We start from the raw sequence: 13,796 nt of genomic DNA on the forward strand, positions 1-13,796 counted from the left end.
ACAGTGGAATGACTTAGCGATCGTTAATCAAGCGGCAAACTCCGGAAGGAAATACATGATTGTCAACGGTGGCGAATTACTTGCCAGAGCACTAGCTGAAGCGGGCACAACCGATGTCTTCACCCTGCACGGAGGGCACTTGGATGCTTTCCTCGTGGCCTGTCGACGTCACGGCATCCGGCTCACCGACACCCGACACGAAGCCACTGCGGGACACGCTGCGGATGCGTACGCGCGAGTGACGGGCAATTACGGCGTTTGTGTAGTCACCTCCGGCCCGGGCTTCACGAATGTCTACACCGCGCTGACCAATGCACTCCTCGATCGCACGCCGACTATCTTCGTCGTCGGTGCTCCGCCGATGCGTGAGACCGAGACGAATCCGCTTCAGGGTGGTTTCGATCAGATTGCCGCAGCTGTTCCGGTGACCAAGTGGGCATACCGCATCACCGATCCGGCACGCGTCCCCGAGATAGTTGCTCTGGCAATTCGTAAGGCGACGACCGGAATTCCGGGGCCGGTGCTGCTCGAAGTGCCGATCGACGTGATGTTCGGTGAAGCCGACGAAGACACCGTGAGATTTCCGGTGAACTACACCGTGAGTGCGAGGTCGGGGCCGACTGCTGCAGCGGTCGAGGCCGCTCTCGATCTGCTCGGTGAAGCGACGAACCCCGCCATTGTGATCGGAGGTGGCGTCACTTTCTCCCATGCGAGCGCGGCGCTGGTGGCGTTCGCGGAAACGGTGGACGTGCCGGTGTTCTACCCCGGGAAGTCCGATGGAGCGGTACCCGCAAGCCATCGACTGGCCGGCGGCGGACTGTTGGCGATCGGCTCGTTACCTGCCCTTGGGTATCCGACCCCCGACGTGGTATTCGTTGTCGGTGCCCGAGCCGGGATGTTCACCGGCGGACGCACCAGCTTGTTCCCCGGTGCGCGGTTGGTCCAGATCGACGTCGACGCGTCCGAAATCGGGCGTATGCAGGACGTGGACGTTCCGATACTTGCCGACTGTCGAGAAGCGCTCATCGCTTTGAAAACTGCTGCTGATCAACGTCAATGGCCCGATTGGAGTTCCTGGGTCGATGCCGCCACCAGTGCGAAACATGCGCACCGGCATGGTTTCGAGGACGAAGCGACGGAAAGCGGTAAGGCGCATCCGTACTTTGCAGCGCGCGCGATCGTCGAAGCCTGCCCGCCCGGTACTACTTTCGTGATGGACGGTGCCGAGGCGCCGTCGTGGGGCGAGTTCTTCACTACCACCGAAGAGGTTGGTGGTGTCTTGAGGCTCGGCTACCTCGGATGCCTGGGTGTGGGGCCCGGTTTCGCAATCGGCGCACATCGGGCACGACCGGAATCACCCGTTGTGCTCATTACCGGTGACGGCGCGGCAGGATTCCACATCCAGGAATTCGACACAATGGCCCGTCATGGAATACCTGTTGTGACAGTGATATTCAACAATGCAGTGTGGGGAATGTCGATCCACGGCCAGGAAGCGGTGTACGGGGACGAAGGAATTGTCGTATCCGAACTCGCAGACAGCGCATACGAGAAGATCGCCGAGGCCTTCGGTGGATACGGTGAGCGTGTTAAGGATGTCGCCTCCATCGCCGACGCTATGAAACGCGCGTTCGACGCGGGAGTTCCCGCATGTATCAACGTCGAGGTGGACCCGCACGTAGTCCACCCCATCACGACGATGATGCTCGGTGACGTCACAAGTACTGACGAAATCGTTGTCCCGTACTACGAGAACATTCCTCGCTGATGCCGGGGCGAATGGAAGGTGCAGTAGCCGTCGTGATCGGCGGAGCATCCGGTATCGGTTGGGCAACAGCGCAATTGCTGGCTGCCGAAGGTGTGAGCGTCGTGATAGGCGACATCGACATCGAAGGCGGGCGGAAACGCGCCGTAGAACTCGGTGGGCGAGCTGAAGCAGTCCGGGTCGACGTCGTCGACGAAGAATCGGTCAAGGTGATATTCGAGGGGGCCCAGGCGCAGCATGGTCGGCTGGATATCGCGGTCAATTGTGCCGGGGTGAATCTGCCGGGTTACATAACGGATTTGGAGGCGCAAAGTTGGCGGCGAACCGTTGACATCTGTCTCACCGGAGGTTTCTTCGTGATCAAGCATGCGGCGCGTGCCATGACTGCCGGTGGATCGATCGTCTCCATTACCTCATTGAACGCACGCCAGGCGGCTGCAGGTTTTGCAGGATACTGCTCCGCCAAAGCTGGCCTCGCCATGCTCACCGAGGTTGCGGCACTCGAACTCGGAGACCGGGGGATACGCGTCAACGCGGTTTCGCCAGGTCTTGTCGAAACGCCACTTGTCGAGGGTCTCACCGGTGTGCCGGCTATTCAGGCGGACTTCACCGAGAACACTCCGCTCGGACGTAATGGGTTGCCACGCGACGTTGCCGAAGCGGTGTTCTTCCTCGCTTCTGATGCTTCTTCGTGGATCACGGGCGAGGTTCTCGATGTCAACGGCGGTGCCCACTTACGTCGGTACCCGGACGTGATGAAACACATCGAGGCGATGCAATAGCTCGTCGAGAGTTCGTCGGTTCTGATAGCGCCCGGTGTCGTCCACGCGCCCGGGCCGGAAGTTACGTCCAATCCAGAAAGGGCTTTTCACGATGTGCTCGCAATATCGCCTTGCCGATGAGTCTCGACGCCACGCTGCTGCACGACCAGACGCCCTCGCGTTGACAGGTCGAGACGGGTCGATGACGTTTGCCGAGCTCGACCTCCGCACCAGTCGGCTGGCCAACGTTCTTCTCGACCTGGGTTGTAGATCTGGAACCAGGGTGGCCGTGGTGGACAGAGGCTCGACTCAAGTCGTCGAGATCGTACTTGCGGCAGCGAAGATCGGGGCAGTGGCAATCCCGATCAATTGGAGGTTGTCCGGCGCCGAGGTTGCCGAGGTGCTCGCCGACGCGGACGCTCGTGTGTTGTTCTTCCACAGTGAATTCGAGGGTGTGGTCTCGGCGGTGCAGGCATCGGAAGGGGCGAAGCTGCGTGTCGTGAAGATCGACGGTTCCGAGGAGTTCGACTACGAAGCGCGATCGGCAGGCGCAAGTTCGGTCGATCCGGGATGGCGCGGAAGCCTGGACGACGTTGTACTGCAACTGTATACATCCGGAACGACGGCAAAACCCAAAGGTGTTCTCACATCCAACAGGAACCTGGAGGCATGCACGCGAACCGGCGGGCCATGGGGATTCGACGAATCCTCGGTCAGCTTGTGTGCGATGCCCCTGTTCCACATCGGTGGATTGGGTTGGGCGCTCGTGGGACTTGCGAATGGCGCCCATAACGTCGTTCTCTCAGAATTCACACCTGCCGGTCTGTTGGAAGTACTGGAAGGGATGAGTATCACCAATACCTTTCTCGTGCCTTCCGTCATCGGGATGCTGGTCGACGTACCAGGCGCGCGAGAGCGCAATTTCGCAACTCTCCGATCCATCGCTTACGGTTCCTCGCCGATCACACCATGGGTCTTGAAGCGAGCTCTCGAGACGTTCCGCAAGCCCCTGTTCCAGGTCTACGGGCTGACCGAAACGCATGGAGCAGTAACACAACTCGATTCTTGTGACCATGCGGTGGACGGCGAGAAGGTCGGACTGCTGCGCTCGGTCGGAAAACCCTACCCCTGGGTGGACTTGAAGGTGATGTCACCGGAAGGCGAGGAAGTTGCGGTCGGCGAGGCCGGCGAGATCTATGTCAGGTCTCCGCAAACGACCGAAGGTTACTACCGACGGCCGGAAGAGACTGCCGCTGCGATAGATACCGACGGGTGGTTCCATACCGGCGACGTGGGACGGGTCGACAGCGAGGGCTACGTCTACATCACCGATCGGATGAAGGACATGATCATCACGGGTGGAGAGAACGTCTATCCCATCGAAGTCGAATCGGTCATCGCCGACTATCCGGGAGTATCCCAAGTTGCCGTCATTGGAGTGGAGGATCCACTGTGGGGCGAGGCGGTCAAAGCCGTCGTAGTTGCTGCTGCAGGGCATCAACTCGATACCGACTCGATTTCAGGTTTCGTTCGAAGCCGACTTGCCGGCTACAAGTGCCCCAAGTCCATCGAGATAGTCACGGAACTTCCGTTGGGTGCTACGGGCAAGATCCTCAAGCGCGAACTTCGGGCGCGATATTCGACAGTATGAGAATCAACGTGCACGCTTGCGGCCGGGCTTGCATCCAACCGTATTCAGTGCGATGACGGCGTACTTCTGAGCTACCTCTTCCGGGGTGAGTTCTCCCTCGGCGTGATACCAGCGCGGAATCGACTGGCACATCGCGAGAAGTGCGCGGGTGGTCTCGGGCACGTCTGCTACTGAGAAGAGACCTCGTTCCGAACCCTCGGTGACTATGCCGAGCACCAATTCTTCGACGCCCTTGCGTACGACACGATATCGCTGTCGGTGTTCGGGGCTGAGGTAGCGCACTTCCCCCTCGAGGGCTGCCAACCGAGAGCGGGTCGTCATACGAAGCACGATCGCTTCGACGACGTTGGTGAGCTGTTGTCGAGGGTCGTCTCCGCCGTCGGCGTACGCGCTGTGGGCACGAGCGAGGACGTCACTGGTCGAAATCTCCAGCAGAGCAAGGAGGATCCCTTCTTTGCTCTGGTGGTGGTAGTAGAGGGCGGGGATCGTCACGCCGACGCGGCGTGCGATCTCGCGTATCGAAGTACCGTGGAACCCGTTGTCGTAGAATCCTTCGAGGGCGGCTTCCAGGATAGGAGTCAGCTCGAGCGGCTCGATCCGTCGCCAACTGGCTGTGGCGTCCTTCGCCGAATCTTTCGTGGCCATACGTGGTCCCCTAGCTATCGCTCGATAATGCTCGGGGAGATACTACGCCGCGACGAAGTCACAACAACTGCACGTTACTCAGTTTCCACTCGCCGTCCTCGCGGACCAGCGAAAGTTGCATCCGGTTGCGGTCGATTCTCGGATCGGGGGAGTTGGTGTTCGTGATCGTCTGATCGAGGAACACGAGCACCTCGGCGTTGTCGCGATCACTGCTCGCCAACCCGGCTGAAATGATCTGAGCGGACGAGGTCGCCTGATACTGCACGATCATGTTCTGCAAGTTGGCTGCCACCTGGGCGTACTGACCGGCGAATTCGCCGACAGAATTGTCACGGACCACGGAAAGATTCTGATCGAGGTTCTGGAAGTTGTACGTCGCAAGATCAGTGGCGAATTGCCGTCCGCTGTCCAGGGCGCTGATACGCGCGTTTTCGTCGACCGATTTCTGCCAGGTCGCGAATGCGCCCCATCCGAGCGCCGCGACCACGACCAGGGCGCCGGCAACGATCGCTACGGTCTGCTTGCGAAGCCGCTTGGGCTTGTCGACGATTGTGGGCGTCTGGGGTTCGGTTGTCTCGGTCATTGCGTTCCTTGTACTAGTAGTGCGGCAAACGAGTTGTCACCGAGAACGGTGTTCTGACCACCGTTGAGGCCCAGACGAATCGACGTTCCGTCACCGGCTGCGACCGTTCCGAGGGCAGGATCGTATTCGGCAACCCCGTCGATCGTTCCAGTTCCGGTGGGGACGTTCTGCGATCCGCGATTCTGGATCCGGCCCGACTGGTCCGCGCAGTGTTGGTTCTTGTCGAGCGTGGTCGGTGAGGTGTCCTGTACCGATCGCCGGGGCGTGTCGTAGATACAGACCGGTCCGAGTGCTGTGATCAGATCAAGCTGTGCCCGTCCGTCTTTGACGATACTTCCGAACTTCTCGAATCCTTTGGGCACCACCACCAACAAGGCATCGACGGCGGGCATCCGTGCAGTGACGATCTGAGTGGAGACGAGAGAATTGGCCAACAGCAGACTGAACGGCTCACGACTCTGTTCGATGAGAGGCAGTATCTGATTGTCGAGAACACTCGGGCTTCGATCGAGGAGTGTGCGCAGTTGCGGATCGGAGTTTCGTACCTGATCTGTCAATTGGCGAAGTGTGAGTGCAACTTCGGGAAGAGCGTCAACATTTTCCTCGTTCGCAGTGAACAGTGAGCGCGAGTTCTCGACGAGTGTGTTGACACGCGGTTGATCGGATTGGACAGTGCGCGCGAGCACGTCGAAGTTGTCGACGAGCGCCTGCAGATCCGGACCCAATCCGTTCAATCCCTCGCCGAGTTCGTGCGAGAGGGTTCGCAGGTCTGCCGGATCGACGGTGTCGGCAGCAGCGTTGAAATTCGCAATCACGGTTCCCAACGCGACCGGGATCGAAGTGCGCTCAGTCGGAACGACGGAACCTTCAACCAGATACGGGCCGCCGTCGGTCTGCGAGGACAACTGAACTTTCAATACCGGAACGGCGGTGTCCTGGCTGATGGCCACATGCGAATCGTTGGGGATCTGTTTGTCGGCGGCGATGCTCAACGTCATCACGACGAGGTCCTGGGCAGAGTCCACCTCCACCGACTCGACGTCGCCGACAGTGACGCCGCGGTATGCCACCTCCGAACCCGGTGCGATCCCGGCTGCGTTCTCCAATTCGACGGTGACCGAGAAGGTTCCGGTGAACGGATCTCCGGCACCGACTTGCCGGAGTACGTACGTCGTGCTGACCACCGCGATGAGGAGAAAGGCGACGATCTCGAAATAGACGGTTCGGTTCTTCATCGCGTTCCTCCTTGCAGGGGTGTCGTGATCGGCAGTTCCCGATCGGAGGCGGGCAGAGGTGGCAGTGGCGGTGCGGCGCCCGGGATTATCTCGTTGAGCACCCCGGTCACGGTGCCCTCGACATCGACGTCGAGGTCGATGTTCACGTAATCACCTGGGCTGGCGCGCTCGAGGAGCACTCTTGCGTTGTCCAGGTTGGACATGGTCTCACTCAGTGTCGGGCCCATTGCCGAGAACTGGTCGAGGATGGGTGACAGTCGTCCGGTGATCTCGGAAATCTGGTCGGCCGACTGGTCGAGTACGGAATTGGTTGCGGTACTGAGCCGATCGGTTTCGTCGAGTAGATCGAGGAGCGGTTGTCGTTGGTCGGCGATCACGCCCAATGCGGGTGTGAGTGTGCGCAAGCCTTCGTCGATCGTGGTGCTCTCGTCACCGATCAGAGCGCTGAGCCGGTTCAGCGAATCCAGTGCCGAATTGATCGATTCCTTTCGGTCGTCAAGTGTTCCGAGAAAAGTGTCAAGGCGTGCAAGCAGATCGCGGATCGTCTCCTCCCTGCCGTCGAGAATCTGATCAGCCTCACTGACGATGTTCTTGACCTGCGCCAACCCACTGCCGTTCAACAGAGTTCCGACGGCGCCGAGCAGTTGTGCGACATCGGGTCCGCGCACGGTCTCCGATCGCTCGATGGTGGAACCTGGTTCGAGAATGGGGCCCGCTGGATCGACCGGAACTTCGAGGTTGACGAACGCATCGCCGATCGGGGTCGACAGCTCGATCCGAGCGCGGGTGCCGACAGGTAGTTCGATGTCCGACGCGATTTCGGTATGTACCACGGCTGCAAAGGTTTGCGCGCTCATCGACGTGACTCTGCCGACCAATGCCTGGCCGATCCGCACCTCGCCGCCGACGGGAAGTAACGACGCGTCGACGAATTCCATGTTCAGCGGGTACGACTCTCCTGGCAGACCGCGTCCGAGGGGGAGGTGCTGGAAGTTGAGACTGCAGCCGGTCAATGGCGCGGCGATGACAAGTGCCACGACAACGCTCACCACGGACTTGTTCGACGCCATCAGTTACCCCCACCGAGGATGCGTGCCAGGTCGGAGCTGCCTGCCGAAGGAAATTCGATGGGATTGACGATTCCCGGCCCTGTGCACAGCGGTATCGGCATCTTCTCGCACAGTTCTCTCGTCGTGTCGAACTGTGAGAGATCGGTGGCGACGTTCAATCGTGCTCTGGCTCGGCCTTCTTCGGTGACGAGGTTGGCGACGTTCTCGAATCCCGTTGGTGCCGTTTCGATGATCTCGCGCAGTTGATCCTGTTTGGTCGCGACTGCACCGGCCAACTGTGCGAGCGTACCCAGATCGGCGGTGACCGCCTCGCCGTGTTCGGCGAGTAGCGCTGAGACCTGTCCGAGCAACGTGGTCAGGGAATCGAGCGCCCCGCTGATGTCTTCTCGCTGGGCGCTGAACGTGCGGGCGGTGACTGTCACCGAGTTCGACAGGGAGTCGACCTTGGTCTGGTTGTCCGCGATCAACTGCACGAGGGTGTTCAGGTTCTTCACCAGTTCGGAGATGTCGGGACTTGCACCCGCCAGCACCGAACTGGCCTGTGAGATGGACCGAACGGCATCGTTGAATGCTTGCCCGTTGCCGTCCAACGCGTGGGCGCCTTCTCCGATGAGGTCACCGATCCCGCCGCCGTCGGCGCCAGGGCCGAGCGCCACCGTCAATTCGTTCACCGATGCGGTGAGTTGGTCCCACGTCAGCGGGGAGTGAGTGCGTTCGAGAGGGATCACCGCGCCGTCGGTGAGGAACTCACCGTCCTCGTAGCCGGGGCCGAGTTCGATCGTGCGGTCACTGATGACCGAGGGAGACAGGACCCAGGCCTGCGCGTCGGCGGGTATACGTGTTCCGGATGGCAGGCTCAGCGCCACTCGTACCCGGGACCCTTCCGGCGTGACGCTCTCGACCCTCCCGCTGGGAACTCCCAGAATCGTCACTGTGTTCCCGGTGAAGATAGCGTCGGTCGAGGTGAATTCGGCGGTGAGAGTGAGTCTGTGTTCGTCACGCGTGACGAACAGGACGGCACCGATCGCGCAGATCACAATCGCTGCCAGCACGGCGAGTTTCTTGACGGTCGTGGTCATCGACACCCCTGAACGAGCCCGACGACGCACAACCAGTTGTCCGGGATGAGGGTGGAGGGTGAGTTGAGGTCGAGCCAGTTGCCGTTACCGGTTGCGTTGGTGACGTAGCGGACGCTGGGGGCGAAGTTGTCGAGCAGTGTGGTCAGTGATTGTTCGTTCTCGGACAGAACTCCCGTCACCACGTGGATGTCTCCCATGACCGAGTCGATCAAAGCCTGGTTGTCGCCCAGGAACTGGGCAAGTGTGGTGCTCAACTGATTGAGGTCTTGTACAAGCGCATTCAGCACATCTCGCCGGTCGGCGATCGTGGATATCACCAGATCCGCATTCCCCAGAAGGGTTTCCAGAGTGTCCTTCTGCTCGATCAGTGTTGCGGTCGTCTGCTGCGCTCCGGTGAGAAGGGAACGGAGCGCAACGTCGTTGTCGTTGACTACTCCGGAGAGTGCGTCGATTCCCTCGAGTGAGCGGCGAATGAGTTCGGGATCGTCCGGTGAGTTGTCGGACACCACGGTCAGCATGTTTCGCAGTTGTTGCAGATCAAGGTTTTCCGACGTGGATTGTGCTCCTCGACCGAGATCGTCGAGAGTGAAGGGAACGCTCGTGTTCTCGATGGGGATGGTCGAACCTGCGGGTAACGAGCGCGATCCGTTCGGAGTGACGTCGAGCGAGCGTCGGCCGAGCAGAGTCGAGATCTTGATGTCCGCACGGGAGTCTTCGCCGAGAGTGACGCCGTCGTCGAGTCGGAAGGTGACTTCAACCGAGTTGCCGCTGACCGCCAACGAGGTGACCACCCCGCTCGGGACTCCCGCGACGTTGACCGGATCGTCCTGCGTCAACCCGGTGGCGTTGGCAAAGACGGCGTGGTACTCGTTGGTCTTGACCTTCAAGATCAGTTGAGGGACAACGAGTGCGGCCAGAACCACACCGACTCCGACGAGGATGCAGATGATTCCGTTGCGGACCGGGTTCTTGACGGTGAGCCAGTTCATCGGCACACCGCCGAACGCTCGGGGCCGCCGAGGGTCACCGATTGGTCCAGCGCGCTGAGCCGGAAGTTGCAGATGTAGATGTTCGCCCAGCTTCCGTAGCTCATCGCGATCCCCAACTGGGTGAACAGTTGATCGAAAGCGGTGATACCGGTCGCCAGCGACTCACGATTGTCGACGACGACGCGAGCCGACTGATCGATCGAAGTCAGCGCGCCAGCCAAGTCCGGTTCCACGCCCGTCACCAAGTCCTGAAGTGAAGAAGTCAGTGCGCCTGCGGAATCCACTGCGGCCGAGATCTGTTGGCGGTCCTGTGCCAAACCGCCGACCAGTGTGTCGAGCGTGTTGATCATCTCGACGAAGTTGGGTCGATTCGTCGTGGTCACGGTAAGGACCCGGTCGAGGTTGTTCAGTAGTTGGTCCAAGATCGCGTCCCGGGACGTCAAGTTCTCGGTGACGGCAACAGTGCGCTCCAGCAGGCTTTCGATGGTGGAACCTTGTCCTTGGAATACCTGGACGACCTGTGCGGCAAGCTCGTTGACTTCTGCGGGGTCAAGTGCGTCGAACAGGGGACGGAATCCGCCGAGGATGTCGGTGAGGTCGATCGCCGGCTGAGTCTGTTCCACGGGAATTGTGGCCCCGGGGGAGAGGTAGTTGCCTGTTGCGCGTTCGGCCTGTCCGGGTTCGATCGAAATTGTTCGCGCTCCCAACAGGTCTGCGTACCTCACCACAGCGCGACCGTCGGACGGAATACGTTGTGCAGATTCGAGTTCGAAGCCGACGACGGCTTGGTTGTTCACCAGCTCGACGCTGTCGACGCGCCCTACTCGCACCCCGGCGATCTGAACATCGCTGCCGGTGACCAGGCCGGAGGCATTGACGAAGACGGCCCGGTACTGCGAACTCGACCCGGAGACTGGGTTGATCAGGGTGCTCACCACAACCACGGTGGCGAGAATCGACAGTGCAGCAAACAGTCCGAACCTGATCAGAGATTTCTTCACGCTCATCCGCCCACCACCGTCGTGCCGCGAAATACCGGCCCCGCCACGAGAGTGTCCAAAGCTGTACCGCCCTGGGTGAGAGCCGAGATCAGGGACTGTTCGGCAGGGCTGCCGACCGGGCCGACGGTTCCGCCGAACGCGGTCGCGGCGGCAGGACAGTTGGGTCCGCGGGTTCCGTCGTACTGTGGGCAGTCGGTCTTTCCGTACGGATACAGATCTGTGACGGACAGCCGTAGATCGGTGCTGAGCCACGGACCATGCGCCAACGCGGGCGGGAGCTTGATCGTGAGATTGCGCAGGCCGTTGTAGAAGGTGGTGATGTGGTCCGGCCGCGAAGTGATTGCGCCGGTCAGGGAATCGGCGTCGTCGACCAAGGTGATCATGCGGTCGCGATTGTCACCGATCAGACTCGTGGCAGCAGCTCCCGTGCTGGTGCCGGCACGCAGAAGCCCCGCCAACCCGTCGGATTTCTCGACGACGGTCTTGGATGTGGTGATGGAGTTCTCGAATGCGGCGAGCATGTCCGGCGCACTCGTCGAGAGACTGTCGGCGAGGGTGGCTATGTCGTCGAGGTCGTCACCGAGTCCGTCGATGACGGGCTGCGCACCGACCAACGCTTGGTGGACTGAATCGAGCGATTCGCCGATCTGGTTTCCCTTGCCGCTCAACGCGTCCGAGACTGCCGTGAGTGCGACGTTGATGTCGGCGGGGTCGAGGGAAGAAACGAGCGAGTAGATCCGTGAGATCGATTGGTAGAGCTGGACCGCGACTTCGGACTGATCGGATACCAATTCGGTACCCGGCACGAGAGCAGGACCACGCGAGAGTCCGTCAGGTTGAATCAGGTCTACGAAGAAGTCGCCGAAGATGTTGCGGGGCATCAGTCGCACCTGACTTGTCGACGGTATGTCCTCGAACGCTCCCTCGTCGATCGCGAGTGAGACAGTCGAAGCGGTGGTGCCCGGCTCGATCTCGGCCACAGCGCCGACGACGACGCCGCGGTACTGTACCGAGGATCCGACTCGCAGCGCACCGGCACTGGCGGGGACGACAGCACTGACCTGCGGTGTGGAACCGGTGGAGTCCGTACCTCTGCTGAACAAGAAGACGTAGGCGAGGATCAGGATGACCACGGCGAGTAAACCCCGCAGTGCCAGGGTGATTCGGCTGGAATTCGTGACGATCATCCGGTCAGCCCGGGTACGTGAGGTTTGAGTCCCCACAGCGCAATGGTCATCGCGACGTCGGTGAATGCAAGGAAGACGATGCTGGTGCGCAACGCTCGTCCGGCGGCTCGTCCGACGCCTTCGGGTCCACCCGTCGCGGTGTAACCGTAGTAGCAGTGCACGAGGGTCACGACGACCGCGAACACCATGACTTTTATCAAGGACAACCAGATGTCGTTGGGAGAGAGGAAAAGACTGAAGTAGTAGCCGTACGTTCCCTCCGACTGGCCTTTGACCCGGATCACCGCAAGCGCCGTTGCCATGTACGAAGCAAACAGGCCGACCAGGTACAGCGGGACCACCGCGATGAGCGCCGCGATCATTCGGGTGGTGACCAGGTACCGCAGCGAGGGAATCGCCATGACTTCGAGCGCGTCGATTTCCTCGGAGATCCGCATCGCTCCGAGCTGCGCGGTGAATCCGGTTCCGACCTTGGCTGCCAGGGTGATTGCGGCAACGAGTGGTGCCACCTCGCGAGTATTCGCGATGGCGGACATCACGCCGGACAGCGGTGCGAGGCCGACGAGGTTGAGTCCGCGGTAGCCCTCGAGTCCGATCTGGGAACCGGCGAAGAACGAGATCGCGAAGATCACGACGACGCTGCCGCCTCCGGCGAGCAGGGTGCCCGAACCGAATGCCACCTGGGCGACGAGACGGGCGACTTCACGCCAATAGCGCTTGAGGGTTGCCGGAATCGAGGTGATGACACGCGCGTGGAACGTGAACTGATCGCCGAGTCGACTCAGGCCGTCGACGGTCCGCGAACTGACCCGCTTGGCACGAATTGCGATGGGCAGGTGCATCAATAGGCACCTTTCACCGAGACGAACAGTGGGTAGAACTGAGTAATTGCGAGGTTGGCGACAAACACGAGGACAAACGAGAGCACGACGGTCTCGTTGACTGCGTCGCCGACGCCTTGAGCTCCGCGCTTGACGGTCAGGCCCTTGTAGCAGGCCACGATTCCCGAGATGAGAGCAAAGGCAACGGCTTTGATGCCGGAGACGACGAAGTCGCTGGGTTGACTGAATTGAACGAGATTGCGCAGGAAACTCTGTGCGTTGCCGTCGAGTATCAGGACGTGAACGAAGAGGCTTGCGCCCAAACCGATTACGAGAACTATCGAGTTCAGTAGGAGGCAGACGACGGCAATGGCGATCATCCGGGGTACGACCAGGCGTTCGAGCACGGGTAGACCGAGCACTTCGAGTGCATCGATTTCCTCGCGTATCGTTCGCGCTCCCAAATCTGCGCAGATTGCGGAACCGCCGACACCGGCGATGATCAGGGCGCACACCAGGGGGCCGGCCTGTCCGATGATGAGGAACGCGACGACGGCACCGCTGTACGCACCCGCGCCGATTTGATCTGCGAGCGCACCGATCTGCAGTGCTACCCCGACACCGAGGGGAATCATCACCAGAGCGGACGCGACCGAGGTGACGTGGGCGAGAAACCACATCTGGTCGAGCGCCTCACGCCAGGCGAGGCGCTTGTGTCGAAGAGATGTGAACGCCGCAACGCACACGCGAACGGTGAAGGTGAAGAGCAGTCCGATCTCGGAGAGCAGGTTCGAGAACATGTTCGTCTTGGCGGGGGAGACAGCAGTTGTTTCCCCGGTTGTTCCATTCCCGGTCGTCGTAGCTTCGGTGCTCACGCCATCCCCCTCTCCGGCCGAATCGTTCTGGTCGGGTTTCTTCGATCACACTCGGGAGCTCGAAGTGCTCCAGGTCACGTTCGGAGACGGTATCAGGAAACTGACTCTGAAGTAAGTTCCATTTCGGCCACTTC

At 60.7% G+C, this 13,796-nt stretch carries 13 protein-coding genes; 3 read left to right on the forward strand and 10 right to left on the reverse strand.

What is annotated here, in order from left to right:
- Window positions 1-55: 55 nt before the first annotated feature.
- The 3 genes from YH3_RS05390 to YH3_RS05400 all read left to right on the forward strand — a co-directional run bounded on the left by YH3_RS05390 (window position 56) and on the right by YH3_RS05400 (window position 4,177).
- The gene (locus YH3_RS05390) at window positions 56-1,768 is read left to right on the forward strand and encodes a thiamine pyrophosphate-binding protein (RefSeq protein ID WP_064443082.1); all 1,713 of its coding nucleotides are present in this window, start codon (window positions 56-58) and stop codon (window positions 1,766-1,768) included.
- Entirely contained in the window at window positions 1,768-2,547 is a 780-nt protein-coding gene (locus YH3_RS05395; RefSeq protein ID WP_064443083.1) for an SDR family NAD(P)-dependent oxidoreductase, read from the forward strand. The genes YH3_RS05390 and YH3_RS05395 overlap by 1 nt, the downstream gene beginning before the upstream one ends.
- 91 nt (window positions 2,548-2,638) lie before the next feature.
- A complete protein-coding gene (locus YH3_RS05400; protein ID WP_064443084.1) occupies window positions 2,639-4,177 on the forward strand; it encodes a long-chain-fatty-acid--CoA ligase in 1,539 nt (512 codons plus the stop codon).
- A 3-nt stretch (window positions 4,178-4,180) separates the two neighbouring features.
- On the opposite strand, the gene YH3_RS05405 is transcribed toward YH3_RS05400, so the two are convergent.
- From YH3_RS05405 to YH3_RS05450, 10 genes are read right to left on the reverse strand one after another with little or no spacing between them, the layout of a single operon-like run.
- The gene (locus YH3_RS05405) at window positions 4,181-4,822 is read right to left on the reverse strand and encodes a TetR/AcrR family transcriptional regulator (protein WP_042451878.1); all 642 of its coding nucleotides are present in this window, start codon (window positions 4,820-4,822) and stop codon (window positions 4,181-4,183) included.
- A gap of 58 nt (window positions 4,823-4,880) precedes the next feature.
- A complete protein-coding gene (locus YH3_RS05410) occupies window positions 4,881-5,405 on the reverse strand; it encodes a hypothetical protein (RefSeq protein WP_042451875.1) in 525 nt (174 codons plus the stop codon).
- Window positions 5,402-6,640 (reverse strand): MlaD family protein, encoded by a 1,239-nt coding sequence (locus YH3_RS05415; RefSeq protein ID WP_064443085.1) that lies wholly within the window; start codon window positions 6,638-6,640, stop codon window positions 5,402-5,404. Before YH3_RS05415 ends, YH3_RS05410 begins: the two co-directional genes overlap by 4 nt.
- A complete protein-coding gene (locus YH3_RS05420) occupies window positions 6,637-7,710 on the reverse strand; it encodes an MCE family protein (RefSeq protein WP_064443086.1) in 1,074 nt (357 codons plus the stop codon). Before YH3_RS05420 ends, YH3_RS05415 begins: the two co-directional genes overlap by 4 nt.
- Window positions 7,710-8,789, reverse strand: a complete 1,080-nt coding sequence (locus YH3_RS05425) for an MCE family protein (RefSeq protein WP_037132219.1) — start codon at window positions 8,787-8,789, stop codon at window positions 7,710-7,712. Before YH3_RS05425 ends, YH3_RS05420 begins: the two co-directional genes overlap by 1 nt.
- Window positions 8,786-9,778 carry an MCE family protein gene (locus YH3_RS05430; protein WP_064443472.1) on the reverse strand — a complete coding sequence of 331 codons (993 nt, stop codon included), beginning with the start codon at window positions 9,776-9,778 and terminating at the stop codon, window positions 8,786-8,788. Before YH3_RS05430 ends, YH3_RS05425 begins: the two co-directional genes overlap by 4 nt.
- Entirely contained in the window at window positions 9,775-10,785 is a 1,011-nt protein-coding gene (locus YH3_RS05435; RefSeq protein ID WP_050656749.1) for an MCE family protein, read from the reverse strand. Before YH3_RS05435 ends, YH3_RS05430 begins: the two co-directional genes overlap by 4 nt.
- Window positions 10,782-11,966, reverse strand: coding sequence for an MCE family protein (locus tag YH3_RS05440; RefSeq protein WP_003945917.1), 1,185 nt, complete (start codon window positions 11,964-11,966; stop codon window positions 10,782-10,784). Before YH3_RS05440 ends, YH3_RS05435 begins: the two co-directional genes overlap by 4 nt.
- Window positions 11,963-12,808, reverse strand: coding sequence for an ABC transporter permease (locus YH3_RS05445; RefSeq protein WP_003945610.1), 846 nt, complete (start codon window positions 12,806-12,808; stop codon window positions 11,963-11,965). Before YH3_RS05445 ends, YH3_RS05440 begins: the two co-directional genes overlap by 4 nt.
- The gene (locus tag YH3_RS05450) at window positions 12,808-13,662 is read right to left on the reverse strand and encodes an ABC transporter permease (RefSeq protein WP_003945667.1); all 855 of its coding nucleotides are present in this window, start codon (window positions 13,660-13,662) and stop codon (window positions 12,808-12,810) included. The genes YH3_RS05445 and YH3_RS05450 overlap by 1 nt, the downstream gene beginning before the upstream one ends.
- Window positions 13,663-13,796 lie beyond the last annotated feature (134 nt).

The sequence above is a fragment of the Rhodococcus sp. YH3-3 genome (assembly GCF_001653035.1).
In the GTDB taxonomy this organism is placed as follows: Bacteria; Actinomycetota; Actinomycetes; order Mycobacteriales; family Mycobacteriaceae; genus Rhodococcus_F; species Rhodococcus_F qingshengii.